General features: G+C 37.1%; 1 protein-coding gene. It reads left to right on the forward strand.

Translation table 11 applies throughout. The annotated features are described in order from the left end of the window. The coding region (locus PSI23_RS22345; RefSeq protein WP_273557087.1) for a DNA methyltransferase at positions 1-267 on the forward strand (267 nt) is incomplete at both ends.

Here is a 267-nt window from a genome sequence, read left to right on the forward strand (position 1 = left end):
TGAGGGAATGATATTTATATCGATAGATGACCATGAAGTGGTTAATTTATCCAATGTGTGCAATGAAATATTCGGTGAAGATAATTTTGTTGAAAGATTTATCTGGAAGAGTGGAAGAACCTCTGCATCCATTTTTACCCGGGAACATGAATATATCTTGACCTATGCAAAAGACAGAACTCAATTAACTCATCTTGTTTATAAGGGGGATGATAGCTTGATTTCTGACCGGGCAATAAAAAAGGTCAGCGTTAAAAACCCGGCGTC

It is taken from the genome of Xenorhabdus yunnanensis (genome assembly GCF_028598805.1).
GTDB classification, from domain to species: Bacteria; Pseudomonadota; Gammaproteobacteria; order Enterobacterales; family Enterobacteriaceae; genus Xenorhabdus; species Xenorhabdus yunnanensis.